The organism is Pseudomonas sp. FYR_7, assembly GCF_043106155.1.
In the GTDB taxonomy this organism is placed as follows: domain Bacteria; phylum Pseudomonadota; class Gammaproteobacteria; order Pseudomonadales; family Pseudomonadaceae; genus Aquipseudomonas; species Aquipseudomonas parafulva_B.
Window position 1 is genome coordinate 95,597 of sequence record NZ_JBICMI010000080.1, and the last position, 25,864, is coordinate 121,460.

At 61.4% G+C, this 25,864-nt stretch carries 27 protein-coding genes and 1 other RNA gene; 8 read left to right on the forward strand and 20 right to left on the reverse strand.

The features are described 5' to 3' along the window. Nucleotides 1–6 precede the first annotated feature (6 nt). From mraY to rsmI, 9 genes are all read right to left on the reverse strand, one after another. The gene (gene mraY, locus ACF8R3_RS21025) at nucleotides 7–1,089 is read right to left on the reverse strand and encodes a phospho-N-acetylmuramoyl-pentapeptide-transferase (RefSeq protein WP_015271711.1); all 1,083 of its coding nucleotides are present in this window, start codon (nucleotides 1,087–1,089) and stop codon (nucleotides 7–9) included. Continuing rightward, nucleotides 1,089–2,456 carry a UDP-N-acetylmuramoyl-tripeptide--D-alanyl-D-alanine ligase gene (gene murF, locus ACF8R3_RS21030; RefSeq protein ID WP_392516092.1) on the reverse strand — a complete coding sequence of 456 codons (1,368 nt, stop codon included), beginning with the start codon at nucleotides 2,454–2,456 and terminating at the stop codon, nucleotides 1,089–1,091. The genes mraY and murF overlap by 1 nt, the downstream gene beginning before the upstream one ends. Beyond that, complete coding sequence (locus ACF8R3_RS21035) at nucleotides 2,449–3,936, reverse strand: UDP-N-acetylmuramoyl-L-alanyl-D-glutamate--2,6-diaminopimelate ligase (protein ID WP_196121591.1); 1,488 nt, start codon at nucleotides 3,934–3,936, stop codon at nucleotides 2,449–2,451. The genes murF and ACF8R3_RS21035 overlap by 8 nt, the downstream gene beginning before the upstream one ends. After that, complete coding sequence (locus ACF8R3_RS21040) at nucleotides 3,936–5,684, reverse strand: penicillin-binding protein 2 (RefSeq protein WP_167338592.1); 1,749 nt, start codon at nucleotides 5,682–5,684, stop codon at nucleotides 3,936–3,938. The genes ACF8R3_RS21035 and ACF8R3_RS21040 overlap by 1 nt, the downstream gene beginning before the upstream one ends. Then, complete coding sequence (gene ftsL / locus ACF8R3_RS21045) at nucleotides 5,684–5,977, reverse strand: cell division protein FtsL (RefSeq protein WP_023534348.1); 294 nt, start codon at nucleotides 5,975–5,977, stop codon at nucleotides 5,684–5,686. Before ftsL ends, ACF8R3_RS21040 begins: the two co-directional genes overlap by 1 nt. Then, nucleotides 5,974–6,921 (reverse strand): 16S rRNA (cytosine(1402)-N(4))-methyltransferase RsmH, encoded by a 948-nt coding sequence (gene rsmH / locus ACF8R3_RS21050; protein WP_392516093.1) that lies wholly within the window; start codon nucleotides 6,919–6,921, stop codon nucleotides 5,974–5,976. Before rsmH ends, ftsL begins: the two co-directional genes overlap by 4 nt. Then, a complete protein-coding gene (gene mraZ, locus ACF8R3_RS21055) occupies nucleotides 6,918–7,373 on the reverse strand; it encodes a division/cell wall cluster transcriptional repressor MraZ (RefSeq protein ID WP_023534344.1) in 456 nt (151 codons plus the stop codon). Before mraZ ends, rsmH begins: the two co-directional genes overlap by 4 nt. 308 nt (nucleotides 7,374–7,681) lie before the next feature. After that, nucleotides 7,682–8,055, reverse strand: an RNA gene (rnpB, locus tag ACF8R3_RS21060) — RNase P RNA component class A. 67 nt (nucleotides 8,056–8,122) lie between these two features. Next, the gene (gene rsmI, locus ACF8R3_RS21065) at nucleotides 8,123–8,998 is read right to left on the reverse strand and encodes a 16S rRNA (cytidine(1402)-2'-O)-methyltransferase (RefSeq protein WP_144964871.1); all 876 of its coding nucleotides are present in this window, start codon (nucleotides 8,996–8,998) and stop codon (nucleotides 8,123–8,125) included. A gap of 186 nt (nucleotides 8,999–9,184) precedes the next feature. Here rsmI and ACF8R3_RS21070 point away from each other — a divergent pair, with 186 nt between their 5' ends. The 4 genes from ACF8R3_RS21070 (at nucleotide 9,185) to ACF8R3_RS21085 (ending at nucleotide 12,628) form a co-directional block, all read left to right on the forward strand. Next, nucleotides 9,185–11,002 (forward strand): penicillin-binding protein activator, encoded by a 1,818-nt coding sequence (locus tag ACF8R3_RS21070; RefSeq protein WP_078478035.1) that lies wholly within the window; start codon nucleotides 9,185–9,187, stop codon nucleotides 11,000–11,002. Continuing rightward, complete coding sequence (locus tag ACF8R3_RS21075; RefSeq protein WP_058604947.1) at nucleotides 11,002–11,373, forward strand: YraN family protein; 372 nt, start codon at nucleotides 11,002–11,004, stop codon at nucleotides 11,371–11,373. The genes ACF8R3_RS21070 and ACF8R3_RS21075 overlap by 1 nt, the downstream gene beginning before the upstream one ends. 86 nt (nucleotides 11,374–11,459) lie before the next feature. Beyond that, a complete protein-coding gene (locus ACF8R3_RS21080; RefSeq protein WP_012274070.1) occupies nucleotides 11,460–12,053 on the forward strand; it encodes a phosphoheptose isomerase in 594 nt (197 codons plus the stop codon). Continuing rightward, nucleotides 12,050–12,628, forward strand: coding sequence for a BON domain-containing protein (locus ACF8R3_RS21085; RefSeq protein ID WP_058604946.1), 579 nt, complete (start codon nucleotides 12,050–12,052; stop codon nucleotides 12,626–12,628). Before ACF8R3_RS21080 ends, ACF8R3_RS21085 begins: the two co-directional genes overlap by 4 nt. 87 nt (nucleotides 12,629–12,715) lie before the next feature. Here the strand turns inward: ACF8R3_RS21085 and ACF8R3_RS21090 are convergent, their stop codons facing one another. The 7 genes from ACF8R3_RS21090 to rplM all read right to left on the reverse strand — a co-directional run bounded on the left by ACF8R3_RS21090 (nucleotide 12,716) and on the right by rplM (nucleotide 17,579). Next, the gene (locus ACF8R3_RS21090) at nucleotides 12,716–13,147 is read right to left on the reverse strand and encodes a ClpXP protease specificity-enhancing factor (protein WP_058604945.1); all 432 of its coding nucleotides are present in this window, start codon (nucleotides 13,145–13,147) and stop codon (nucleotides 12,716–12,718) included. A 10-nt stretch (nucleotides 13,148–13,157) separates the two neighbouring features. Then, complete coding sequence (locus ACF8R3_RS21095; RefSeq protein ID WP_078478034.1) at nucleotides 13,158–13,781, reverse strand: glutathione S-transferase N-terminal domain-containing protein; 624 nt, start codon at nucleotides 13,779–13,781, stop codon at nucleotides 13,158–13,160. A 117-nt stretch (nucleotides 13,782–13,898) separates the two neighbouring features. Then, nucleotides 13,899–14,678 (reverse strand): cytochrome c1, encoded by a 780-nt coding sequence (locus tag ACF8R3_RS21100; protein ID WP_058604943.1) that lies wholly within the window; start codon nucleotides 14,676–14,678, stop codon nucleotides 13,899–13,901. Continuing rightward, nucleotides 14,678–15,889 carry a cytochrome bc complex cytochrome b subunit gene (locus ACF8R3_RS21105; protein WP_078478033.1) on the reverse strand — a complete coding sequence of 404 codons (1,212 nt, stop codon included), beginning with the start codon at nucleotides 15,887–15,889 and terminating at the stop codon, nucleotides 14,678–14,680. Before ACF8R3_RS21105 ends, ACF8R3_RS21100 begins: the two co-directional genes overlap by 1 nt. Then, nucleotides 15,889–16,482, reverse strand: a complete 594-nt coding sequence (gene petA, locus ACF8R3_RS21110; protein ID WP_023534417.1) for a ubiquinol-cytochrome c reductase iron-sulfur subunit — start codon at nucleotides 16,480–16,482, stop codon at nucleotides 15,889–15,891. Before petA ends, ACF8R3_RS21105 begins: the two co-directional genes overlap by 1 nt. Nucleotides 16,483–16,743: 261 nt before the next feature. Next, nucleotides 16,744–17,136: a 30S ribosomal protein S9 gene (rpsI, locus tag ACF8R3_RS21115; protein ID WP_003251821.1), complete on the reverse strand. Its 393-nt coding sequence runs from the start codon at nucleotides 17,134–17,136 to the stop codon at nucleotides 16,744–16,746. A 14-nt stretch (nucleotides 17,137–17,150) separates the two neighbouring features. After that, the gene (rplM, locus tag ACF8R3_RS21120) at nucleotides 17,151–17,579 is read right to left on the reverse strand and encodes a 50S ribosomal protein L13 (protein WP_003260798.1); all 429 of its coding nucleotides are present in this window, start codon (nucleotides 17,577–17,579) and stop codon (nucleotides 17,151–17,153) included. A 258-nt stretch (nucleotides 17,580–17,837) separates the two neighbouring features. Here rplM and ACF8R3_RS21125 point away from each other — a divergent pair, with 258 nt between their 5' ends. Continuing rightward, entirely contained in the window at nucleotides 17,838–18,878 is a 1,041-nt protein-coding gene (locus tag ACF8R3_RS21125) for an NADP(H)-dependent aldo-keto reductase (RefSeq protein ID WP_058637166.1), read from the forward strand. Nucleotides 18,879–19,115: 237 nt separating this feature from the next. Continuing rightward, complete coding sequence (locus ACF8R3_RS21130) at nucleotides 19,116–20,012, forward strand: GlxA family transcriptional regulator (RefSeq protein WP_167338593.1); 897 nt, start codon at nucleotides 19,116–19,118, stop codon at nucleotides 20,010–20,012. A gap of 69 nt (nucleotides 20,013–20,081) precedes the next feature. Here the strand turns inward: ACF8R3_RS21130 and zapE are convergent, their stop codons facing one another. The 3 genes from zapE to ACF8R3_RS21145 form a co-directional block, all read right to left on the reverse strand. Continuing rightward, nucleotides 20,082–21,176, reverse strand: coding sequence for a cell division protein ZapE (gene zapE / locus ACF8R3_RS21135; RefSeq protein ID WP_058637167.1), 1,095 nt, complete (start codon nucleotides 21,174–21,176; stop codon nucleotides 20,082–20,084). A 158-nt stretch (nucleotides 21,177–21,334) separates the two neighbouring features. Further along, complete coding sequence (locus tag ACF8R3_RS21140) at nucleotides 21,335–22,684, reverse strand: tryptophan--tRNA ligase (RefSeq protein WP_058637168.1); 1,350 nt, start codon at nucleotides 22,682–22,684, stop codon at nucleotides 21,335–21,337. 25 nt (nucleotides 22,685–22,709) lie between these two features. Then, a complete protein-coding gene (locus tag ACF8R3_RS21145; protein ID WP_058637169.1) occupies nucleotides 22,710–23,345 on the reverse strand; it encodes an alpha/beta hydrolase in 636 nt (211 codons plus the stop codon). A gap of 135 nt (nucleotides 23,346–23,480) precedes the next feature. Here ACF8R3_RS21145 and ACF8R3_RS21150 point away from each other — a divergent pair, with 135 nt between their 5' ends. Beyond that, nucleotides 23,481–23,918, forward strand: a complete 438-nt coding sequence (locus tag ACF8R3_RS21150; protein WP_196185163.1) for a ZapG family protein — start codon at nucleotides 23,481–23,483, stop codon at nucleotides 23,916–23,918. Between the two features lie 88 nt (nucleotides 23,919–24,006). Here ACF8R3_RS21150 and ACF8R3_RS21155 read toward each other — a convergent pair whose 3' ends face one another. Continuing rightward, complete coding sequence (locus ACF8R3_RS21155; protein ID WP_392516094.1) at nucleotides 24,007–25,203, reverse strand: methionine gamma-lyase; 1,197 nt, start codon at nucleotides 25,201–25,203, stop codon at nucleotides 24,007–24,009. A gap of 127 nt (nucleotides 25,204–25,330) precedes the next feature. Between ACF8R3_RS21155 and ACF8R3_RS21160 the strand changes: the two genes are divergently transcribed. Continuing rightward, a complete protein-coding gene (locus ACF8R3_RS21160) occupies nucleotides 25,331–25,810 on the forward strand; it encodes an Lrp/AsnC family transcriptional regulator (protein ID WP_058637171.1) in 480 nt (159 codons plus the stop codon). The last annotated feature ends 54 nt before the right edge of the window (nucleotides 25,811–25,864 follow it).

Sequence of the window (25,864 nt, forward strand, 5' to 3'; positions counted from 1 at the left end):
GCGCATCTACCTCAGTTTCAGGGTGGCAAGGCCAATCAGCACCAGGATCACGGTGATGATCCAGAAGCGGACGATCACGCGTGGCTCTGGCCAGCCCTTGAGTTCAAAGTGGTGGTGAATCGGCGCCATGCGGAACACGCGCTTGCCGGTCAGCTTGAAGGAAGCGACCTGGATGACCACGGACAGGGTTTCCATCACGAATACACCGCCCATGATGAACAGCACGATTTCCTGGCGCACGATCACGGCGATGGTGCCCAGCGCCGCGCCCAGCGCCAGTGCGCCCACGTCGCCCATGAACACTTGTGCCGGGTAGGTGTTGAACCACAGAAAGCCCAGGCCGGCACCGATCAGTGCGCCGCAGAACACGATCAGCTCACCAGAGCCGGGTACGTACGGGATCAACAGGTACTCGGCGAATTTCACGTTGCCCGACAAGTAGCAGAAGATGCCCAGCGCCCCGCCAACCATCACGGTCGGCATGATGGCAAGACCATCCAGGCCATCGGTCAGGTTCACGGCGTTGCTGGAGCCGACGATGACGAAATAGGTCAGCACCACGAAACCGATGCCCAGGGGGATGGTAACGTCCTTGATGAACGGCAGTATCAGGGTGGTCTCCACACTGGTCGGGGCCGTCTTGTAGAGGAACACGGCCGCAGCCAGGCCGAACACCGACTGCCAGAAATACTTCCAGCGACTTGGCAGGCCGCGGGAGTTCTTCTCGATGACCTTGCGGTAGTCGTCGACCCAGCCGATGGCACCGAAGGCCAGGGTAACGATCAGCACCACCCAGACATAACGGTTGGTCAGGTCAGCCCACAGCAAGGTACTGACGGCAATGGCAGACAGGATCAATGCCCCGCCCATGGTCGGCGTACCGGACTTGGACAGGTGCGACTGCGGCCCGTCATTGCGAACGGCCTGGCCGATCTGGCGAATTTGCAGGGTACGGATCATCCACGGCCCCAGCCACAGCGCCAGCGACAACGCGGTAAGCACCCCGAGAATCCCGCGCAGGGAGAGGTACTGGAAGACCGCGAAGCCTTTGTGGAACTGTTGCAGATACTCGGCCAACAGCAGCAGCATTAATGTTTCTCCCCGCTGGCACCGCACAGTGCAGCCACGACATTTTCCATCGCAGCGCTGCGCGAGCCCTTGATCAAGATAGTGGTATCGCCGGCATTTTCGGCACTGACTGCTTCGATCAGCGCGGCCTGCGTAGCGTAATGGTGGCCATGGGTACCAAACGCCTCGACGGCGTGCGCCATGTTGGCGCCCACCGCATACAAGGCGTCGACCTTGCCGCGGGCGTAGTCACCCACCTGACGGTGACCTTCCTGCGCCCACTGACCCAGCTCGCCAATTTCTCCAAGCACCAGGACGGTGCGTCCGGAAAAGCCGGCGAGTATATCAATGGCGGCACACATGGAGGTGGGATTTGCGTTGTAACTGTCGTCGATCACGCGAGCGCCGCTCGGGGTGACCTGCGCCACGGTGCGGCCCTTGACCGGCTGGACCGCAGCCAGGCCGGCAGCAATGCCCTGCAGGCTGATGCCCACGGCATGGGCGGCGGCGGCGGCGGCCAAGGCGTTGCTGACGTTGTGCACGCCCAGGACGTTGAGTTGCACCTGCGCCTGCTCGCCGGCCCCGTGCAGGGTGAAAGACGGGCAGCCGCGGGGGTCACGGCCAATGTCACTGGCATGGAAGTCGGCACGGGTATCGTCGAGCGCAAAGCTCACGATCCGGTGATCGCCGGCACGCGTTCGCCAAGTGTCGAAGGCCTTGTCGGCCAGGTTGAGAATGGCGGTACCGCCCTCACCCAGTCCTTCGAGGATTTCGCCCTTGGCCTCGACGATCTTCTCCGGGCCGCCGAATTCACCCACGTGCGCGGTGCCGGCATTGTTGATGATGACCACTTGGGGCTGAGTCAAACCCACGGTGTAGCGAATTTCGCCGATGCGCGAGGCGCCCAGCTCGATGACGGCGGCGCTGTGCTCGGGGGCGATTTCCAACAAGGTCAGCGGCGCGCCCAGGTCATTGTTCAGGTTGCCACGTGTGGCATGCACCAGGCCGCGCGTGCGCAGGATGCTGGCGAGCATTTCCTTGACCGTGGTCTTGCCGCTGGACCCGGTAATGGCCACCACGGGCTTGTCGAAGGCCGCCCGGTTGAGTGCACCGAGCTGGCCAAGGGCCAGGCGGCAATCGGCGACCACCAACTGCGGCAGGTCGACGCCCTGCACTTCGCGTTCGACCAGCGCCGCCACGGCGCCCTTGGCCTTGACGTCTGTCAGGTAGTCATGACCGTCAAAGCGCGGGCCGGCCAGGGCAACGAAGAGTTGCCCCGGCACAACGCTGCGGCTGTCGATGCTGACGCCATCGAAGCGGGCATCGGCGCCGGTCAGGCGACCCTTCAAGGTGGCGCTCACCTGGCTAAGCGTCATCGCCTCAAGCATTGGGGGCCTCCCAGGCTGCGAGTGCCTTTTCGGCCTCGGTCAAATCGGAAAACGCATGGCGCTGCGCGTTGATCTCCTGATAGTCCTCGTGTCCCTTGCCGGCCAGCACGATGACGTCGTCGGCAGCGGCACCGGCGATCAGCTGAGCGATGGCATCACCGCGACCGGCCACGAACGCCACCTCGACCGGCGCCTTAAAGCCGGGCCGAATATCGTCGAAGATGCGCATTGGGTCTTCGGTCCGCGGGTTGTCGTCGGTCACCAGCACCCGGTCGGCCAGACGTTCGGCCACTTCTGCCATCAGCGGGCGCTTGCCCCGGTCACGGTCGCCGCCACAGCCGAACAGGCACAGCAGTTGGCCGTGGGCATGGGGGCGTAGGGCCTGGAGCACTTTTTCCAGGGCATCGGGCGTGTGTGCGTAGTCGACCACCACAAGGGGCTTGTCGCCGCCGCCCAGGCGTTGCATGCGGCCAACAGGGCCGTGTAACTGCGGCATGACCTTGAGGATCTCGTCCAGGGCGTAGTCCAACGCCAGCAGGGTCGCCACGGCCGCCAATACGTTGCTCAGGTTGAAGCGACCCAGCAGCTGCGTGCGCAACGTGCGCTCGCCTTGGGCGGTGACGAGGGTGGCGCAGACGCCATCGTCGTCGAACTTGGCCTTGGGGCAGTACAGCGAGGCGTCCGAGTGCTCCAGGCTGTAGGTGATCAACCGGGTATCGATGCGCTCGGCCATCGGCTTGTGAGCGTAGGCGTCAGCCAGGCGGCGACCGAAGTCGTCGTCCAGATTGACCACTTGGCAACGCAGGCTTGGCCAGGCAAACAGCTTGGCCTTGGCCGCTTCGTAGGCCTGCATGCTGCCGTGGTAGTCGAGGTGGTCACGGGACAGGTTGGTCATCACCGCGATGTCGAACGCCAAGGCCGCTACACGCCCCTGTTCCAGTGCATGGGAGGACACTTCCATGGCAACGGCCTTGGCGCCTTGTTTTTTCAAGTCATACAGGGTCGACTGCACGGCGATCGGGTCAGGCGTGGTCAGTCGACCGCTTTTCAGCTCGCCGTAGAAACCCGTCCCCAGGGTACCCACTAGGCCGCAACGCTGGCCCAACAGGTCGAGCGCCTGTGCCACCAGTTGGGTGACGCTGGTCTTGCCGTTGGTGCCGGTCACGCCTACCAGGTTCAACTGGCGGCTGGGCTCGCCATAGAAACGCCCGGCGATGTCCGACAGCTGGGCGATCAGGCCCTTGACTGGAATCAGCGGTACATCGGTCAGCGGCAGCACCGTGGCGCCCTGTTCCTCGTAAGCCACGGCGGCAGCGCCACGGGCCAGCGCGTCGGCGATATGCTCGCGGCCATCGACCTTGGCCCCAGGCACTGCCAGGAACAGGTCGCCTGGGCGCACGTTGCGGCTATCGAGGGTCAGTTCACGAATCAGCGGGTCGCGGCTGGCATGGGCGAAGAGCTTGCTCAATGGCATTGTCATTATCCACGCCCTCCGTTGGCGGCTGCTGCATTGACTTGCGATTGGCTTGCCGGCGCTGCCGGCGCAGGTGGCGGCAGGTTGTCTGGCGGCACGTTCATCAACCGAAGGGTGCCGGACATGACCTTGCTGAACACAGGTGCCGATACCAGACCGCCGAAGTAGCCGCCTTTGCCGGGTTCGTCGATTACCACGACGATCGCATAGCGCGGGTCGCTCATCGGGCCGAAGCCTGCGAACAGCGAGCGATAGGCATTTTCGGTGTAGCCCTTGGAACCCACCGTGGCTTTACGCGCGGTACCGGACTTGCCGGCCACGTGGTAGAACGGCACCTGGGCACGGAACACGCCGCGCGGCGCCTCGATCACTTGCTGGAGCATGCCCTGCACGGTTTCTGCGGTTTCCTTGGGAATCGCCTGGACGGCTTCGGGCGCCTTGTCCACCTTGAGGATCGACAGCGGCACCATCTTGCCGTCGTTGGCCAAGGCTGCATAAGCGTGCACCAGCTGCAGAGCGGTGACCGAAACGCCGTAGCCGTACGACAGCGTGGCCGTTTCGGCCTTGCGCCACTCCCGGTGGTTGGGCAGGTTGCCGACACGCTCGCCCGGGAAACCCAGGCCGGTGTACTGGCCCAGCCCGACCTGGGACATGACACGGTAGATGGCTTCGCCGCCGATATCGAAGGCGATCTTGCTCATGCCCACGTTACTGGAGTTGATCAGAATGCCGGTCAGGTCGAGGATCGGACCCTCGCTTCGGGACACGTCCTTGATGGTATAGCGACCGATCTGCAGACTGCCCGGGTAAACCTCGACCTTGTCGGTAGGCTTCCAGCGGCCGCTTTCCAGTGCGGCACTCATCGAGATCGGCTTGACCGTGGAGCCAGGCTCGAACACGTCGATGATGGCCCGGTTGCGCATGGCCGCCGGGAACATGCTGCGGCGGTTGTTGGGGTTGTAGGTAGGCTGGTTGACCATCGCCAAAACCTCACCGGTCTTGACGTCCATGATCACCAGGCTGCCGGCCTTGGCGTCCTGCTCGGCGATGGCGTTGCGCAGTTCGCGGGTAGCCAGGTATTGAAGGCGCAGGTCAATCGACAACGCCAAGGTCTTCCCTGCCTTGGCGTTCTTGGTGACCTGGATGTCCTTGATCAGGCGGCCGCGCCGGTCCTTGATCACCTGCCGCTTGCCCGGTACACCGGCCAGCCACTCGTCATAGGCCAGCTCGACGCCTTCGCGACCGTGATCGTCCAGGTCGGTAAAGCCGACCATGTGGGCGGTCACGTCGCCGGCAGGGTAGAAGCGGCGGAACTCTTCCAGCCCATAGACGCCTGGTACCTTCAGGTCCAGCACATGCTGCCCCTGCTCCGGGGTCAGGCCGCGGACCAGGTAGATGAATTCCTTGTTGGCTTGCTGGGTCAGGCGCTCGGTGAGCTGCTGGGGATTTTGCCCCAGAGCGGTTGCCAACTGCGGCCAGCGGTCGCGCGAAGCCTGCATTTCCTTGGGGTTGGCCCACAGCGTGGTGACCGGCGTGCTGACCGCCAGCGGCTCACCGTTGCGGTCAGTGATCAAACCACGGTGCGCAGGGATGGGAATGTGGCGCAGGCTGCGTGCATCGCCCTGCCCCTTGAGGAAATCGCGGTCGACGACCTGCAGGTCGATGATGCGCCAGCAAATGGCACCGACCATCAGCGCCAACAGGCCGACGACCACACGGAACCGCCAGGGATAGAGTGCGCCTTCGAGCTTCATCATGGCGCCACCATCCGCACTTCGTCAGCGGCTGGCACGCGCATCTTGAGCTGCTCGGTAGCCAGGTTTTCGATGCGACTGGCCGCTGTCCAAGTGCTTTGCTCCAGGATCAACCGGCCCCATTCAGCCTGGGCCTTGTCCCGCTCGTTGAGCTCCCCGTACAGGGTATTGAGCAATTGCCGGTTCCAGTGCGCGCTGTACGACACGGCAATGGCCGAGCCCAACACGCCGACGAACAGCATGAGCATGAGGAAGCTGCCGCCAGGCAGAGGTTTGGCGAACAACTTGCTCACCGCAATTTCTCCGCAACACGCATCACCGCACTGCGTGAGCGGGGGTTGGCCTTGAGCTCTGCATCGGAGGCGAACTGGGCTTTACCGATCAGCTTGATCGTGGGTTCGAACACCTTGTGCTGCACGGGCAGGTTGCGCGGCAGGTTATCAGCTTCGCCCTTGGCCAGTTTGCGCATGAACAGCTTGACGATGCGGTCTTCGAGCGAATGGAAGCTGATCACGGCCAGGCGACCGCCAACCTCCAGTGCGTCGATGGCCGCTTGCAGGCCGGTTTCCAGGTCGCCGAGTTCGTTGTTGACGTGGATACGCAGGCCCTGGAACGCGCGGGTGGCTGGGTTCTTGCCCTTTTCCCATGCAGGGTTGGCCACCTTGAGAACCTCGGCAAGGTCGCCTGTGCGGGTGAACGGCTGCTTTTCACGGCGCTCGACGACTGCACGGGCCATACGGCCGGCAAAGCGCTCCTCGCCATACTCCTTGAATACGCGGGCGATTTCCTCGACCGGCGCGGTGGCAATGAATTCGGCGGCGCTGATGCCTTGGTCGGGGTTCATGCGCATGTCCAGCGGCCCGTCATTGAGGAAGCTGAAGCCACGCTCCGGGTCGTCAAGCTGTGGTGAAGACACGCCCAGGTCCATCAGTATCCCGCTCACCTTACCGTGCAGGCCGCGCTCGGTCACTTCTGCACCCAGCTCGGCAAAGCTGCGCTGCACAATGACAAAGCGGCCGTCTTCGGCCGCCAGCGCTTGCCCTGTGGCAATCGCTTGTGGGTCTTTGTCAAATCCCAACAGCCGCCCTTCTGGGCCGAGCTTGCTGAGGATCAGCCGACTGTGTCCGCCACGGCCAAAGGTGCCGTCCAGATAGCAACCGTCGGCGCGCAAGGCCAGTGCCTCGACAGCTTCGTCGAGCAGGACGGTAATGTGGTTGAAGCCGCTATCTATGGTCACAGGATCAGGTCACGCAATTCGTCGGGCATGGCGCCCGGTTGTTGGATAGCTGCGAGGTCGGCTGCCGAAACCGTGTTCCAGGCTTCCTCATCCCACAGCTGGAATTTGTTCAGTTGCCCCACCAGCATCGCCTTCTTGTCCAGCCGGGCGTACTCACGCAAGCGGGGCGGCACCAGGAAGCGACCACTGCCATCAAGCTCTAGGTCGACCGCATTACCAATCAGCAAGCGCTGCAGGCGGCGGTTTTCCTCACGAAGCGATGGCAAGGCTCGCAACTTGGCTTCAATTTGCTCCCACTCATCGAGCGGGTAGACGCACAAGCAGGGATCGACAGCGTCGATGGTCACGATCAGCTGGCCGTTGCAACGCGAATCGAGCTCGTCACGGTACCGGCTCGGCATGGCGAGACGGCCCTTGGCATCGAGACTGACGGCATTGGCTCCGCGAAACACGGCAGCGATTCCCCACAATATTAGCTTTTTTGTGTCAGAAAACCCACTTCATCCCACTTCCTGCCACCTGCGCACACTATAGGAATCCGCCCGCAGCACCGTCAAGGCACGTTCGGAAGGAAAAGCCTTACATGACCGAGATTTAGCGCGTTAAAGGAATGTGGAAAGACTATCTGGGGAATAAAAAGACTTGAGAAATCAAATGCGCACAACCCGATGCGGGCCGAACTTAAAGTGATTTATCAAGAGTAAGATTTTTTCGGCATTACCAGATGAGATCTGCTATCGATTCAAGCAGGAGGGAAAAGGTGGAGAGTCGATCTGTAAGCCGGGTTTTGTCGAGGACAGTCATTCCTCTACGACGGCCATCACTGGACGCCTCTAGCAACCTACCCGGTTCCGACGCGGGCCACGCCTGATGGAACCCTATTTGGTCTTGCTCCGAGTGGGGTTTACCTAGCCACGGGCTGTTGCCAGCCGTGCGGTGCGCTCTTACCGCACCTTTTCACCCTTACCGGCACCGAAGTGCTTAGGCGGTTGTTTTCTGTGGCACTTTCCGTAGACTCGCGCCTCCCAGGCGTTACCTGGCACTCTGCCCTGCGGAGCCCGGACTTTCCTCCCCCCGCCAGCGACACCGCAAAGCGGTGGAACTTAAACGGGCAGCGACTGTCCGATCGACTCTCCGGCGCAAAGAGTACCGGCAGATGCTGCCAAGAACAAGCGCTACCGCCTTTTATATCAATTAGCCACTACTGCACTTTCTGTTTTTCCAGTGCAACTTGATACAGCAGGTTCTTGCGTACGCCCGTTATTTCCGACGCCAGCGCCGCTGCCCGCTTGAGCGGAAGCTCGGCCAGCAGAAGGTCAAGTACGCGCTGCGCTTCGGTGCCGATACCCTGTTCGCCTTCCGGCGCGCTCCAGCCGCCTACCAGTACCACACATTCGCCGCGCTGCTGATTGCTGTCGCCGGCAACGAACGCATGGAGCTCGGACAAAGGCAGGCCCTTGAGGGTTTCAAACGTTTTGGTGATTTCGCGCGCCAGCACCGCTGGACGGTCTGCGCCAAACACCGCCTGCATGTCGTCCAGGCACTCCAGGATGCGATGCGGCGCCTCATAGAAGATCAAGGTACGCGGCTCCTCCTTGACCTGCTCCAGACGGGCGCGGCGCCCCGCTGTCTTGGCGGGCAGGAAACCTTCGAAGATGAAGCGATCCGAAGGCAAGCCTGCCGCTGACAGTGCGGCGATCAAGGCACAGGCGCCAGGCACCGGCACCACGGGCACACCTGCAGCGCGAGCCTGTCGGACCAGGTGATAACCGGGGTCCGAAATCAGCGGTGTGCCTGCGTCAGACACCAGCGCCACATCGTCGCCGGCCAATAGCCGGGTCAGAAAGCGCCCCCCCTCATCCCGCTCGTTATGTTCATGGCAGGCGGCCAGTGGTGTGTCGATGCCGAAGTGTTGCAGCAGGCGGATCGAATGGCGCGTGTCCTCGGCAGCGATCAGTGACACGCTTGCCAGCACCTTCAGCGCCCTGGCACTCATGTCATCAAGATTGCCGATAGGCGTTGCCACCACATAAAGCGTTCCCACTGGGGCGGTCGAAGCCCCGGCCACATCAGTCACTGCACGCACCTGCCATTGAAATCAAAGCAGGCATTGTAGCCCGAGCACCCGCAACAGCGCGCAAAGAAGTTGAACGCCGCTGCGCCACAGCAGGCCTATAGTGAAGCTTCCACACGGCGACATCGCGCCCGGGCCAGCGCTTGGGTACAATCGCCAGCCAACTTGATCGAGTAACAGGACAATTACATGATCGCCTGCCTGCGGCTGCTCACAGCCTTCTGTCTCGCTGCCCTGCTGGCAGCCTGCGCCAGTTCGCCCTCATCCAGCCTTGGCGAGCTGCCCCGTACGCCGGATGCCAGCATCGAGCAACTGCTCGAACGGGCGACCTCCAGCAAGTCTGCCGAAGATGCCGCACTGCTGCGCCTGAGCGCCGCAGACATGGCCTACCAGCAGAAGGACTTCCCGCGCGCCGCACGCATTCTCGAACAAGTCCAGGTAGACACGCTCAAGCCCGCCCAGCAGGTGTTCGCCGTCACGCTGACCGCCGAACTTGCCATGAGCCGCAACCAACCCAAGGCTGCCTTGAGCGCGCTGCAGCATCCCAGCCTGCAGCACGTGCCCGAATTGCCTGCGCAACAGCAGGTGCGCACCTATTCGGTACATGCCGCCGCTCTGGAGGCGGACGGGCAGGCCATGGCCGCTGCCCAGCAGCGTGTGCTGTTGGCACCGCTGCTCAGCGGGCAAGCCGCCAGCGCCAACCACGATGCCATCTGGTCACTTGTCGCCTCGCTGTCGACCGAGCAACTGCAACAGCCCGCCAACGATCCGGTCCTGGCGGGCTGGTCCAGCCTCGCCCTGGCCGTCAAGGGCGCCGGCACCCTGGAGCAGCAACAGGCAGCCATCGACGACTGGGTCAAACAGCACCCGGATCATCCTGCCGCGAAACAGTTGCCCACTGCCCTCACCAAGCTCAAGGAGCTGGCTAGCCAGCCTCTGACGCGTATCGCCCTGCTACTTCCCCAGGAAGGCCCATTGGCCGGTGTGGCGCGCGCGCTGCGTGACGGGTTCATGGCCGCCCACTTCCAGGCCCAGCAATCCGGGCAACCCGCCCCGTCCGTGCAGATGGTCGACAGCTCCCGCATCGGGTCGCTGGACGACTTCTACCGACAGGCGCAGGCCGACGGCGTGCAGCTTGTCATTGGCCCATTGGAGAAACCCCTGGTCAAGCAATTGGCTGCCAAGCCGCAGCTTCCGATCACCACCCTGGCACTGAACTATGCCGACGCGGGTCAAAAGGCGCCGCCTCAACTGTTCCAGTTCGGCCTTGCCGCCGAGGACGAGGCCCGCGAGGTGTCCCGCAGGGCCCGCGCAGACGGCATGGTCCGCGCCGTTGCCATGGTGCCGAGCGGTGAATGGGGCGATCGTGTCCTGGCCGCGTTCCGTCAGGATTGGGAGAGCAACGGCGGTACCCTGCTGGCTGCAGAGCGTATTGCCCAGCCCGTGGCACTGGCCCAGCAGATTGCCGACCTGTTCCAGCTGCGCCAAAGCGAAGGGCGCGCCAAGAGCGTGCAAAGCACCGTGGGCGGCAGCATCGCTGCCCAGCCGGCACGTCGCCAAGACATCGACTTCCTGTTCCTGGCAGCCACCCCACAGCAGGCGCAGCAGATCAAGCCGACGCTGAACTTCCAGTACGCAGGTGACGTGCCAGTCTATGCCACTTCCAACCTGTACAGCGCCAGCGGCGATGTGAACCAGTACAACGACATGAACGGCATCCGTTTCTGTGAAACCCCATGGTTGCTCGACAGCAGCAACAGCCTCCGCCAGCAGGTGGTACAGCAATGGCCGCAAGCGGCGGGCAGCCTGGGCCGCCTGTATGCCATGGGTGTAGACGCCTACACCCTGGCCCCGCGCCTCGGTCAGCTCAAGGCCCTGCCGGACAGCCGTATCCAGGGCCTGTCTGGCAACCTCGGCATCAATGCCAGCCAGCGCGTTGAGCGTCAGTTGCCGTGGGCAGAGTTCGCCGGCGGCCAGGTCAAGCGCCTCCCTGATACGCCCCGCTGATGACCGCTGCCTCGCCAAGCCATGCTGGGCAAGCGGCGGAAAACCATGCCCTTGAGTACCTTCAAGGGCATGGCCTGAAGCTGATTGACCGCAACTGGCGATGCAAAGGAGGCGAGCTTGATCTGGTCATGCTCGACGCCGATACAGTAGTATTCGTCGAAGTCCGCTATCGGTTGCACGCGCACTACGGTGGCGCCCTCGGCAGTATCGATCAGCGCAAGCAGAAGCGGCTGGTGCTTGCCGCCAGCCTGTTCCTGCATCAGAAACCTCAATGGGGCAACTGTCCTTGCCGCTTCGACGTGGTCGCCCTTCAAGGCAGCCATCATGCTGGCAAGCCGCTCGAATGGTTGAAAAACGCCTTCGAATGCTGAACCCACTTCGTTCTTTATGCTCTATGTTTCGCGGGCTGATTACCGTCGCGTGCCGCGACGGCCTCCGCCCCATTTAAGGTCACCAGATGGACATGCAATCCCGAATCCGCCGGCTGTTCCAGGCCAGCATCGATACCAAGCAACAGGCAATGGACATCCTGGCACCGCACATCGAGCAGGCCAGCCTGGTCATGGTCAACGCACTGCTCAACGAGGGCAAGATGCTCGCGTGCGGCAACGGCGGCTCGGCCGGCGATGCGCAACATTTCTCTTCGGAGCTGCTCAACCGCTTCGAACGCGAACGCCCCAGCCTGCCAGCAATCGCGCTGACCACTGACAGCTCGACCCTGACCTCGATTGCCAACGACTACAGTTACAACGAGGTGTTTTCCAAGCAGATCCGCGCCTTGGGCCAACCCGGGGATGTTCTGCTGGCCATCTCCACCAGCGGCAATTCCGCCAACGTCATCCAGGCCATCCAGGCCGCACATGACCGCGAAATGATTGTCGTAGCATTGACGGGCCGCGACGGCGGGGGCATGGCCTCGCTATTGCTGCCAGAGGACGTCGAGATTCGGGTACCCTCGACGGTGACCGCTCGCATCCAGGAAGTCCACCTGCTGGCGATCCATTGCCTGTGCGATCTGATCGACAGCCAACTGTTCGGGAGTGAAGAATGACCCCTATGCGCATTGGCCTCATGGCCTTGACCTTGTGCCTGAGCGTCACCGGCTGCAGTTCGGTACTCAACTCTGCTCGTAATTCGCCCATCGAGGACGACCGAGGCACTCGCACCATTGGCAGCAAGATCGACGATTCACTGATCGAGACCAAGGCATCGGTGAACATCGCCAAGGCAAGCCCGGACCTCGACAAGGGCTCGCACATCGTCGTCAGCAGCTACAACGGCATCGTTCTGTTGGCTGGCCAGACGCCACGCGCCGACCTCAAAAGCCTTGCCGAACAGACGGCCAGCCAAGTCCAGCGCGTCAAGAAGGTGCATAACGAACTGCAGGTCATGCAGCCCTCCTCCATCCTGGCGCGCAACAACGATGCGTGGTTGACCACCAAGATCAAGACTCAGATGCTGGCCGATACAGCAGTACCCAGCTCGCGGATCAAAGTGATCACCGAGAATGGCATCGTGTATTTGTTGGGGCTCGTCACCCAGCAGGAGGCCAATGCCGCCACTGCCGTCGTGCAAAGCGTGTCTGGTGTGCAAAAAATCGTGAAACTGTTCGAGTACATCGACTGAACACTTGAGCACGCCAGGCCGCGCAGGCCCTCGCGCACCTAGCCTATTGACAGTACTAAAAAGGCGATCCTTGCGGATCGCCTTTTCTTATTTCACCACTTTCAAACTTGGCCGACCGCTCGGGCGCGGTGGCTGCCCGCCGCCTTCTGGCGGCCCATCATCATCAGGCTGCTCCTGATCGTCCTCGATTTCCTCGTCCTCCATCATCGAAGACTCCAACTCGAAAACCATGCCCTGACCATTTTCGCGGGCATAAATACCCAGTACCGCGCCAATGGGCACGAACAACGAATGGGGCACGCCGCCAAAACGGCCTTCGAAGCTGACGGCGTCATTGTCCATGTGCAAACTGCGCACAGCGCTGGGCGACACATTCAGGACGATCTGGCCATCACTGGCAAAACCTTCCGGCACCTGTACTTTCGGGTACTCGGCATTGACCAACATATGGGGTGTGCAATCGTTGTCGACGATCCACTCGTACAGTGCTCGAACCAGATAGGGGCGACTGGAGTTCATCAACAGCTCCTCAAAGCGTGCGCATTTCGCGTTCAACGGACGACAGGCTTGCCTGGAATGACTCCCGGGCGAACTGTCGCTCCATGTAATCCAGCAGCGGCTTGGCTTGCCGCGGCAATTCGATACCCATCATCGGCAGACGCCAGAGTATGGGCAGTAGACAGCAATCGACCAGGCTTTGCTCATCGCTCATGAAACAGGCGAACTCGCCAAACAGCGGCGAGACACCGGTCAGGCTCTCGCGCAGCGCCTTGCGAGCCTCTGCACGGGCAGCCTCACCGGTGCGTGGGTCGAGAATCTGATCAGCCAGGCTGCACCAGTCACGCTGGATACGGTGCATCAGTAACCGGCTATTGCCACGCCCCACCGGATAGACCGGCATCAGCGGAGGATGCGGATAGCGCTCCTCCAGGTACTCCATGATCACCGACGACTCATACAGGACCAAATCCCGATCAACCAAGGTCGGCACGCTGCCATACGGGTTCAGTTCGGCGAGCCGCGGCGGAATCTTGTCGGTATCGACGTTGGTGATGTGCGCGTCAACGGCCTTTTCGGCCAACACAAGGCGAACCCGATGCGAGTATTGATCGGCAGGGTCGGAATAGCAGGCTAACCCATTGGTTACGCCCATGTAGCGCCTCCTCTCGAGGGATGCTTGTAAAACTGTAAATGAAAACGCGCCTGTGGCGCACTGGCATAACTACCAGTGCGCCACAGGCGCGTTCAACAACCAGAGGTTACTGCGTGATCAGTGCACGTCCTTCCAGTATTCACGCTTGAGCAAGTAGGCGAATACGAAGAAGAAAGCCAGGTACAGCAATACGTAGGTACCAATGCGCTGGCTTTCCAGTTTGACCGGGTTGGCCGAATAGGCCAGGAAGGTCACCAGGTTCTTGACCTTCTCGTCGAACTGCTCGGTGGTCAGAGTACCGGAATTCGGCGTGATGGTCAGCTGATCGCAGGCTTCATGGGTCAACGGCGTGCCGGTCAAGGGGTCAAATTGTTTCTTGCCATCCACCACCGTCTGCACCTGCTTGCAGCCGATCACCTGGTTTCCCTGCAGGCCAACCAGCACGTTCGGCATGCCGACGTTCGGGAAGACCTTGTTGTTCACACCGTAGGGCCGCGATGGGTCTTCATAGAAACTGCGCAGATAGCTGTACAGCCAGTCGGCGCCTCTGACCCGTGCCACCAGGGTAAGGTCGGGTGGCGCGGCACCGAACCAGGTCTTGGCATCGCTGGGTTTCATGCCAATCTGCATGTGGTCGCCAATCTTGGCCCCGGTGAACACCAGGTTTTCAAGCATCACGTCGTGGGGAATGCCCAGGTCATCAGCCACCCGCTCATAGCGCTGGAACTTGGCACTGTGGCACCCCATGCAGTAGTTGGCGAACGTGCGCGCACCGTCCTGCATCGCTGCCTTGTCGCTCAAGTCGATATCGACCTTGTCCAGTTCCACGCCATGCTCTGCAGCAAGGGCGAATGCAGGCATCACTGCCAGGAGAAATACAGCAATCAACTTTTTCATCAGCCAGTCACCCTTTCCGGAACCGGTTTGGTCTTCTCGAGCCTTGTGTAGAACGGCATCAGCAGGAAGTAGGCGAAGTACAGGAACGTGCACACCTGCGACAGCAAGGTACGCCCAGGCGTTGGCGCCAGTACCCCCAGCACGCCGAGGACGATGAAGGCGACGCAGAACACCAGCAGGGAGAGTTTGCTTATCCAGCCCTTGTAGCGCATGGAGCGAACCGGGCTGCGGTCCAGCCAGGGCAGCACGAACAGTACGGCAATGGCTGCGCCCATGGCGATCACGCCCATCAGCTTGTCCGGTACGGCGCGCAAGATGGCGTAGAACGGCGTGAAGTACCACACCGGCGCGATGTGCTCGGGGGTCTTGAAGGCGTTGGCCTGTTCGAAGTTGGGTTTTTCCAGGAAGTACCCGCCCATTTCCGGGAAGAAGAACACCACGGCGCAGAACACGAACAGGAACACGACCACCCCGACGATATCCTTGACGGTGTAGTACGGGTGGAACGGAATACCGTCCAGCGGGATACCGTTTTCGTCCTTGTGCTTCTTGATGTCGATGCCATCGGGGTTGTTAGAGCCGACTTCGTGCAGGGCCAGGATATGCAGCACCACCAGGCCCAGGATGACGATCGGCAATGCCACTACATGCAGGGCGAAGAAGCGGTTGAGCGTGATGCCCGAGATCAGGTAGTCGCCGCGAATCCACTGGGTGATGTCATCACCAATGACGGGAATGGCCCCGAACAACGAGATGATCACCTGGGCACCCCAATACGACATCTGCCCCCATGGCAGCAGGTAGCCCATGAACGCTTCAGCCATCAGCGCCAGGTAGATCAGCATGCCAAACAGCCATACCAGCTCCCTGGGCTTTTGGTAGGAGCCATACAACAGGCCGCGGAACATGTGCAGGTAGACCACGATGAAGAAGGCCGACGCACCCGTCGAATGCAAGTAGCGCAGGATCCAGCCGTATTCCACGTCACGCATGATGTATTCGACTGAGGCGAAGGCCTCTTCGGCCGAAGGCGTGAAACTCATCGTCAGCCAGACCCCGGTGACGATCTGGTTGACCAACACCAGCAAGGCCAGGGAGCCGAAGAAGTACAGGAAATTGAAGTTCTTGGGCGCGTAGTACTTGCTAAGGTGGTCTTCCCACATCTTGGTGGCAGGGAAACGCGCGTCGATCCAGTCCATGAACTTGCTCATCATGCGTTCTCCTGGTCGATACCGATGACGATGATCTCGTCGGACTCGTAGGCATGGGGCGGCACCGGCAGGTTCAGCGGTGCCGGCTGCGACTTGTACACTCGCCCTGCCATGTCGTAGTGGGAACCATGGCACGGGCAGAAATAGCCTCCGACCCATTTGGGACCGAGGTCGACGGGGGCCACTTCCGGGCGGAAGGTGGGCGAGCACCCCAGGTGCGTGCACAGACCAACCAGCACGAGGATCTCCGGCTTGATGGAGCGTACTTGCGGATCGACGTAGGTCGGCTGGTCCGATGCCTGGGAATCAGGGTCTGACAATTCGCCGGTGATTTTCTTGAGGTTGCCGAGGATCTCAGCCGTTCGCCGCACGATGAACACAGGCTGCCCTCGCCATTCTGCGACCATCTGCTGCCCTGGCTCGACCTTAGCGATGTTGACCTTTACCGGTGCGCCTGCAGCTTTCGCCTTGGCACTGGGGAACCATGACCCCACGAACGGTACCGCAGCCCCCACTGCTCCCGCTGCCCCGACCACGGATGTCGCGGCTACGAGGAAGCGGCGCCGGCCTGCGTTGACGCCGTCATTGCTCATTCAGTCCTCTCCCATCAGCTTGCTTGGCCTGTTGAACCAGGCTCGTACCTACGTTGTGTCTGTGGCGCTAAAAATTGGTCGCCATGGTAAGTAACAAAACCACACACTGACAAGGTGATTACCGGGCTGCACGGCCACTACCCACGCTTTGCTTGATCTACGTCTATGGGAAAGGCGCTCACCGACGAGCGGGTAAATTATTCAAGGCAAAAAAAAGCCCGGTTCCAAGGAACCGGGCTTTTTTCGACTGCCGAAGCGGTATTAACGCTTGGAGTACTGAGGACGCTTACGCGCTTTACGCAGACCCACTTTCTTACGCTCGACTTCACGAGCGTCGCGGGTGACGTAGCCAGCACGACGCAGAGCGCCACGCAGGGTTTCGTCGTATTCCATCAGGGCGCGGGTGATACCGTGACGGATCGCACCGGCCTGACCGCTGACACCACCACCGGAAACGGTGACGTAGATGTCGAATTTCTCAACGCTTTCGGTCAGCTCGAGTGGCTGGCGAACAACCATGCGAGCGGTTTCGCGACCGAAGAACACGTCCAGAGAACGGTTGTTGATGGAGATGTTACCAGTACCCGGACGCAGGAATACGCGAGCGGTTGCGGTCTTGCGACGGCCAGTGCCGTAATTTTGAGTCGCCGACATAATGAACTATCCCGTTAGATCTTCAGTTCTTGAGGCTGCTGAGCAGTGTGTGGGTGAGCAGCACCCGCGTACACTTTCAGCTTACGGTACATGTCGCGACCCAGCGGGTTCTTCGGCAGCATGCCTTTGACCGCAGTCTCGATAACACGCTCAGGGGCCTTGGCGATCAACTTCTCGAAGTTGATTTCCTTGATACCACCTGGGAAACCGGAGTGGGAGTAGTACATTTTGTCGGAAGACTTGGCACCTGTCACACGAACCTGCTCGGCGTTGATGACGACGATGTAGTCGCCGGTGTCAACGTGAGGGGTGTATTCTGGCTTGTGTTTGCCACGCAGACGGCTAGCGATTTCGGTAGCCAGACGACCCAGGGTCTGGCCAGCGGCGTCGACTACGAACCACTCGCGCTTTACTGTTTCCGGTTTAGCAGTAAAAGTTTTCATTCTCTAAAGCCTCAGAGGCCGCCCAGCGAAAAATAGACGGCGAATCTTACTGGATAGTGCACAGCTTGCCAAGGGCAAGCGCGCAGCCGAACGCTGACGCTTTTGGGGGCTCGGGTCAGGCACGCCAATGTTCGACGGGGTTCTTCCTGCGTGATGGTGCATCACTTCCGCCACGCGGAGAGGGGCTGAATTATCCAGATTGCGGGAAAAATATCAACCTGCTTTGATGAATGACCATAGCCAAGGAGCAAGCAACCGATGGACTACCGTCAGCTGGGTCGCACCGACCTCCAAGTCAGCGCGCTGTGTCTGGGCACCATGACCTGGGGCGAGCAGAACGATCAGACCCAGGCATTCGAACAGATTGCCCGGGCCAAGGCCGCGGGCATCAACTTCATCGATACCGCCGAGATGTATCCGGTACCCCCGCGGCCGGAAACCTATGCCGCTACCGAGCGCATCATCGGTAACTGGTTCGCCCGCCAGGGCGATCGGGACGACTGGGTACTGGCCAGCAAGGTGGCCGGCCCCGGCAATGGCATCAGCCATATCCGCGACGGTCAACTCAGGCACAACCGGCAACACATCGTCGCGGCACTGGAAGAGAGCCTGCGGCGCCTGCAGACCGATCGCATCGACCTCTACCAGCTGCACTGGCCTGAACGCAGCACCAACTTCTTCGGCAAGCTGGGCTACCAGCATCTGGCCCAGGACCATTTCACGCCACTGGAAGAAACCCTGGAGGTGCTCGACGAGCAGGTGCGCGCGGGCAAGATCCGCCACATCGGGCTGTCCAACGAAACCCCCTGGGGCACCATGAAATTCCTGCAGCTGGCCGAAAGCCGTGGCTGGCCTCGGGCCGTCTCTATCCAGAACCCCTACAACCTGCTCAATCGCACCTTCGAGGTGGGGCTTGCCGAAATCGCCATCCGGGAGCAGTGCGGCCTGCTGGCTTACTCGCCCTTGGCCTTTGGCATGCTCTCGGGCAAATACGAAGGCGGCGCCCGCCCGGAGAAGGCGCGACTGACCCTGTTCAGCCGCTTTGCCCGCTATTCCAACCCACAGACGGTGGCCGCTTGCGAACGTTATGTACAGCTGGCCCGGGACCACGGTGTCGATCCGGCGCAGATGGCCCTGGCCTTCGTTACCCGTCAGCCATTCGTGACCAGCAACATCATCGGCGCTACCAGCCTCGAGCAACTGGACAGCAACCTGGCCTGCCTCGAACTCACCCTCAATGACGAGCTGCTGGCAGCCATCGAGGCCGTTCATCAGGACCAGCCCAACCCCGCGCCCTGAGCACGCACCCAACGCCGCTTGCTTCACGGCTTACCCGTGCAGCGGGCGGCGCGATCTACCAGGCTAGACACGACCCGTAAAAAATAAGACGATCCAGCCAGTGATTGACCACTCCATCCTATAAGAACAATGACAATGATGTTTACCCAACCCTCCGCGTCGTTGCGGCGCGTCAGCATCCTGGCCATTGACAAGGTATTCGCTTCGACCTTGATGCAGGCCAAGGACTTCTTTCACCTGGCCAGCTTGCGCTACGGCAAACAGTTAGGCCTGGGCTTGCAGCCCATGTTCGAGATCCACCTGGTCAGCCCTGACGGGTTGCCGGTCGAGAGCTTCAGCAACGTGCAGCTGCCGGTGGACGGCGGCCTGGATGATGCCGACGTGATTATTCTTCCGGCGTTCTGGGACGATTTTGACAACCTGTTGCAACGTTATCCGCAGGTGCTGCCCTGGCTGCAAGCACAGCATGCCCGGGGCGCCGTGCTGTGTGCAGAGGCCAGTGGCGTGTTCTGGCTGGCCGAGTCAGGTCTGCTCGACGGCAAGGAAGCGACCACGTACTGGCGCTTCTTCGACAGTTTTGCCGAGCGCTTCCCGCAAGTACGCCTGACCCAGGACAAACACCTGACCGACGCCGACAACCTGTACTGCGCCGGCGGCACCACATCGGCCTGCGACCTGTACATCTACCTGATCGAGCGCTTTTGCGGGGCCAATGTTGCGCGGGCCGTCTCGCGCGACATTCTGTACGAAGTGCAGCGCAACTACACGCCGGGACGCATGGGCTTTGGCGGCCAGAAGCTGCACCAGGACCTGATCATCTTGCAGATCCAGCACTGGCTCGAAGAGCACTTCGCAGACAAGTTCCGCTTCGAGGACGTGGCCCGTAACCACGGCATGAGCATTCGCAACTTCATGCGCCGCTTCCAGGGCGCGACCGGGGACAAGCCGTTGCATTACCTGCAACGCTTGCGCATCGAGACGGCCAAGGGACTGTTGTCGAGCACGCGCAAGAGCATCAAGACCATCAGTTACGAGGTGGGCTATGACGATGCCAGCTTCTTTGCCCGGCTGTTTCGCCAGCACACCGACCTGTCGCCGAACCAGTATCGCCAGCAGTTTATGCAAGAAGCCTGAGCGCAATCGGGCTGCCTGACAGCCCACCGCCGGCAATCAGGCGGTGGACTGCCAGGCAGCCCCAGGGTCTCAAGGCTTGTGCGCGCGGGACAGGAATTCGTGAGACTGCATTTCCAGCAGTCGGCTCAGCGTGCGCTGAAACTCGAAGCTCAGGCGCCCACCGGTATACAGGTCCTTGAGTTCCACCTCGGCCGAGATGATCAGCTTGACGTTACGGTCATAGAACTCGTCGACCATGTTGATGAAGCGACGCGCGATGTCATCGCTTGCCACGCCCATCTGCTCGACGTTGCTCAGCAGGACCGCATGGAAGATCTTGCCCAGTTCGATGTAGTCGTTCTGGCTTCGCGGCCCATCACACAAGGCGCGGAAGTCGAACCAGGCCACATCGTCGCAAGTGCGCAGCGCCTGAATGGGACGGTTCTCGATCATCAGCACGTCGTTCTCGACCGCTGCGGTGCACTCGGGCGTCAGCGCCTTGAAGCTGGCACGCATGCTCTGCTGCGCCGCCTCGTCGAGCGGGTGATGGAACAGTTCGGCCTGCTCAAGGTGGCGCAGGCGATAATCGACACCGCTGTCGACGTTCACCACATCGGTGTACTGCTTGATCATGGCGATGGCCGGCAGGAAGCGTGCACGTTGCAGGCCATCCTTGTAGAGGCCGTCCGGCACGATGTTGGAAGTGGCCACCAGGGAAACACCGTTCTTGAACAGCTCCTCCATCAGGGTGCCCAGGATCATGGCGTCGGTGATGTCCGAGACGAAGAATTCGTCGAAGCAGATCACCTTGGCCTCATCGCTGAAGCGCTTGGCAATGATGGTCAGGGGGTTCTTCTCGCCCTTGAGGGTTTTCATCTCTTCGTGGACACGCTTCATGAAGCGGTGGAAGTGCGTGCGCATCTTCTGCTTGAACGGCAGCGCTTCGAAGAAGGTGTCGACCAGGTAAGTCTTGCCTCGCCCTACCCCGCCCCAGAAGTACAGGCCCTTGACCGGGGTCTGCTCCTTCTTGCCGAACAACTTGCCGAATACACCCGGCTTGTTGTTCTGGGCCTGCACCAGGTCGTCGTACAGGCGCTGCAGGTGACGCACCGCAGTTTCCTGCGCCGCGTCATGAAAGAAATCGGGACGTTTCAGATCTGCTTGATAGCGTTCTAGGGGAGTCATGATTCGTTAGCGAGGCAACAAAAAACGGGCCGTCACTGTAGCGAGCGGCCCGCCTAATGGCAATGCGACTTGCGTCAATATGCCCCATACCGGTAACCAGAGCCCGATGATAGTGCCCTGATCATCAGGCCAGAGGGCGGGCACATTCCGTCCGTCGATCAGTCCTGTTGCGGCTCAAGCGCTGCACGAAGACGCTCGATGGCTGCATCACGGGCTTGTTCGCTGTCGAACGAGGCACCGTCGGCAACCGGCTCACCCTTGAGCCACACACCAAAGCCCAGCCCCTCGGCGCGGATATCGACCCCATCGCCTTGCTGCAACTGCTTGCTTGCGGCACCGGCGCTCTTGCCATCGGCAAAGCTGCGGGACAACAGCAGTTGCTCGCCATCGGCAGCCAACAAGCGGAAGCGGAAGCTGCCGTCTTCGTCCCGGAAGCTGACGAAGCGCGCGCTCTTGGCGACCTTCTTCTTGACGTTCGCCGTGGTCTGCACGCTGCTGCGGAACGAACGCAGGCCAACGGCCTCGCGCAACTGTTCCAGGAACGGCGTGGCGATGGTGCGCGCCTTGGCCGCGCCTGCCAGGAGGATGTCCTCCAGGTCCGCAGGCCGCGCGATCAGCTGATGGTAATAGTCGCGCTTTTCCGCCAACTGGCCATCGAGCAGCTGGAACAGGCGCTGCTTGGCTTCGCCCCAACCCAGGCCCTGCTCTAGCTCGGCTCGGAACTCGGCGCACTGTGCAGGCGTGGAGAAGGCCTGGAACAGCGTGAACAGGTGCGCGTCGTCCGGGTTCTTGGCTTCACCCGGCGCGCGCGAGTCCGTCACGATGCGCGAAATGGCATCCTTCATGTCCTTGGCGCTGGTGAACAACGGGATGGTGTTGTCATAGCTCTTGGACATCTTGCGCCCATCCAGGCCGGGCAAGGTAGCCACGCTTTCCTCGATGACCGCTTCCGGCAGTGCGAAGAACTCATTGCCCTGGCCGAACAGGTGGTTGAAGCGCTGGCCGATATCGCGGGCCATTTCCACGTGCTGGATCTGGTCACGGCCAACCGGCACCTTGTTGGCGTTGAACATCAGGATGTCCGCCGCCATCAGCACCGGGTAGCTGAACAGGCCCATGGTGACGCCGGCGTCCGGGTCTTCGCCGTTTTCGACGTTCTTGTCCACCGATGCCTTGTAGGCATGGGCCCGGTTGAGCAAGCCCTTGGCCGCAACGCAGGTCAGCAGCCAGGTCAGCTCGGGGATTTCCGGAATGTCGGACTGGCGGTAGAAGGTCACCTTGTCCGGATCCAGGCCACCGGCTAGCCAGGTGGCGGCGATTTCCAGGCGCGAGCGCTGGATGCGCAGCGGGTCGTCGCACTTGATCAGGGCGTGGTAGTCGGCCAGGAAGTAGAACGAGTCCACGCCAGGCTGCTGGCTGGCTCGGATGGCCGGGCGGATGGCACCGGCGTAGTTGCCCAGGTGCGGAGTGCCGGTGGTCGTGATACCGGTAAGGATACGCGTGGTCATGGGTGTTCGCTTATTCAGGCTTGGCTCAGTTCGAAAGGCGTGGCAGCAGCAGATCCTTGAGGTCGGTCAGCTTGCCATGGAAGAAGTGTCCGCATTCTGCCACTTTCAGCAGCTCATGGGGGCGCGACAGGCTGTCGGACCACTCGTAAACCAGCGTCGGTGCAACGACTTCGTCGGCATCGGGTTGCACCAGGGTCACCGGGCACCGTTGCGGCACGGGGAATTGCTCGGTCAGGCGCATGACGGCCGGGGCGATCATGAACAGATGCTGCAAGGCAACGCCTTCGACTTCCAGGCGGCCAGCCAGGGCGGTCGCCACGAAGCCGCCGAAGGAAAAGCCCATCAGCACCAAGGGCAGCCCGGGATGCGCCGCCCGCAGCCAGGCGGCAGCGGCTTGAGCATCAGCCACCTCGCCTTGTCCCATGTCATGGCTGCCGGCACTCTGCCCGACGCCGCGGTAGTTGAAACGCAGGGTCACATACCCGGTATCCCGGGCCGTGCGTTGCAATGTCGAAACCACCTTGTTGAGCATGGTGCCGCCCTGGACCGGGTTGGGGTGACAGATCAGCACGGCGCCACGGGCGTCTGCCACGTCCAGGTAGAGGGCTTCGAGCGGGCCACTGGGGCCGTCGATGAACAGAGGGGTTTCGCGGACAAGCAAGGCACTACTCCGTGACCTTGGGGGAGGTCGATTCGTCTAGGTGAGGAATTCTGTTCTGATTTGCGATCGCTCGCGGTATACAGCGCAGGTCTGAGCCGTTAACGTAAAGCAAAGCCGTTTATAGAGGAAGGACTCGTGGAACTCTCGCTCCTTGTTTGGTTGTTGCCTACCCTGGCCCTGGTCATCGGTGTGGTCGTCGGTTTCGTCGTGGCGCGCCTGTTGCCCAACGCTGCGCCCAGCAGCAGCCAGCGCCAGCTCGATGACATCCAACAGCGTTTCGACAGCTACCAGAACCAGGTGGTGACGCACTTCAACAGCACCGCCGTACTGATCAAAAAGCTCAACCAGAGCTATCAGGATGTCCAGGATCATCTGGCCGACGGCGCCAACAACCTGGCCCTGGACGAAGTGACGCGTCAACGCCTGCTGGCAGCGCTGCACTCGGAAAGCTCCCACGGTCCGCACAGTCGCCTGACGCCGCCCAGAGACACCGCCGAAGTGCCGCGCGACTATGCACCGAAAACGCCCAACTCACCGGGCATGCTCGACGAGAGCTATGGTCTGAAGCACTGACATTGAAAAGGCCTCGAAAGAGGCCTTTTCAATGCACGATCACCGTCAATCCAGGCTTCCCCCGCAGTCGCGCTTGCTCGACCCCACCTCATGCGCCAGCGCGCAACGCCTGGCGTACGTCTGCCAGCAGGTCCTCGACATCCTCAAGCCCTACCGATAGACGCACAAGCCCCTCGGAGATACCGTGCTGCGCCCGCTCGTCGGGCGTATAGCTTGAGTGGGTCATGCTTGCCGGGTGCTGGGCCAACGACTCAGCATCACCCAGGCTCACAGCGCGCGCGAACAGGCCCAGCGCATTCATGAAGCGGCGTCCGGCGCCAAGGCCGCCCTTGAGTTCGAAGGCGATCATGCCGCCGGGCAGGCGCATTTGCCGCTTGGCCAAGTCGTGCTGCGCAAACGACGGCAAGCCTGGGTAGTGAATCAACTCCACCTGCGGCTGACGCGACAGGTAGTCGGCGACCTGTTGGGCGTTCGCGCAATGCCGGTCCATGCGCAGGGCAAGGGTCTTGATGCCGCGCATCAGCAGCATGGCGTCCTGGGGTGACAACACCGCCCCGGTCATGTCCTTGAGCCCTTGCAGACGAATGCGATCGACCAGTGCCTGGCGGCCCACCACCAGGCCAGCGGTGATATCGCCATGGCCGCTGAGGTACTTGGTGGCCGAATGCACGACCAGATCAGCGCCCAGTTCCAGCGGCCGTTGCAGGTAAGGCGTGCAGTAGGTGTTGTCGACTACCACCAGCACATCGCGGCTGCGTACCGCTTCGGCCACAGCGGCAATGTCGATCAGCCGCATGGTCGGGTTGGCGGGGGTCTCGAAGTAGATCATGCGCGTCTTGTCACTGAGCGCAGCGCGCAGCGCATCGGCATCGTTGAGGTCGACGTGGCGGATGGTCACGCCAAACGCCCCGATGCCATGGTGCATGAAGGCAAAGGTGCACCCATACACGGTCTGCCCGACGATCAACTCATCGCCCGGGCGCAGCAAGGTCCAGAGCGTGGACGTGATGGCGCCCATCCCCGATGCCAGCGCAAGGCCCGCCTCCCCGCCTTCAAGCGAAGCCATGCGCGCTTCGAGCAAATTCAGCGTGGGGTTGGAGATACGGCTGTAGAAATGTCCGGCCTGTTCACCGGCAAAGCACGCCGCGCCGTATTCGACGGTGGGAAAGGCATAGGTAGCGGTTTGGTAGATCGGTGGTACCAGTGCGCCGCCGTGCGCGAGCGGGTCGTAGCCGTGATGGATGGCACGCGTTGAAAAACCGTTGTCGTGACGGGAGTCGCGCATGGCAACAGCCTCTTGTTGGTTTGATCTAAGCTTATGCCACTGCAACCCGAGAATTTTTCCAAAATGACCAGCCCATCAGCGCTGCTTTGGAACAAAAACAAGAACCGTGAATACTTGAGGGCAAAGCATGCCTGCACCCTTGGACCGCATCGACCGCGCACTGCTCGCGGCCTTGCAGAATAATGCCCGCCTCACCGTCGCCGAGCTTGCGGACCTGGTATCGCTGACCACTTCGCCCTGCTGGCGCAGGGTCAAGCTGCTGGAAGAGAACGGTTATATCACTGGCTACCGGGCCACACTTTCACCCAAGTCGCTAGGGTTCGGAGTAACTGCCTTCGTCAGCATCATGATGGACTCCCACACCAAGCCCATGGCGCTGGCGTTCGAGCAGCGGCTGATGGAGATACCCGAGATTGTGGCCTGCCATAACATTTCCGGGCGGTACGATTTTCTGCTGGAAATCGTGGCCAAGGACTTAGAGGCCTTCGGAGAATTTGCCCGTGAGGTGCTTCAGCGTCTGCCGGGAGTGAAGGAAATTTATTCGAGCTTTTCCTACAAGGCGGTGAAGGAAAAACGAGTGATACCTGTGTCGGAGAAGCATATCTAGGCTCTGTGTAAAAGCCTTGATACTCGGTGATGCTGGGTTGGAAATAGCCTGGAT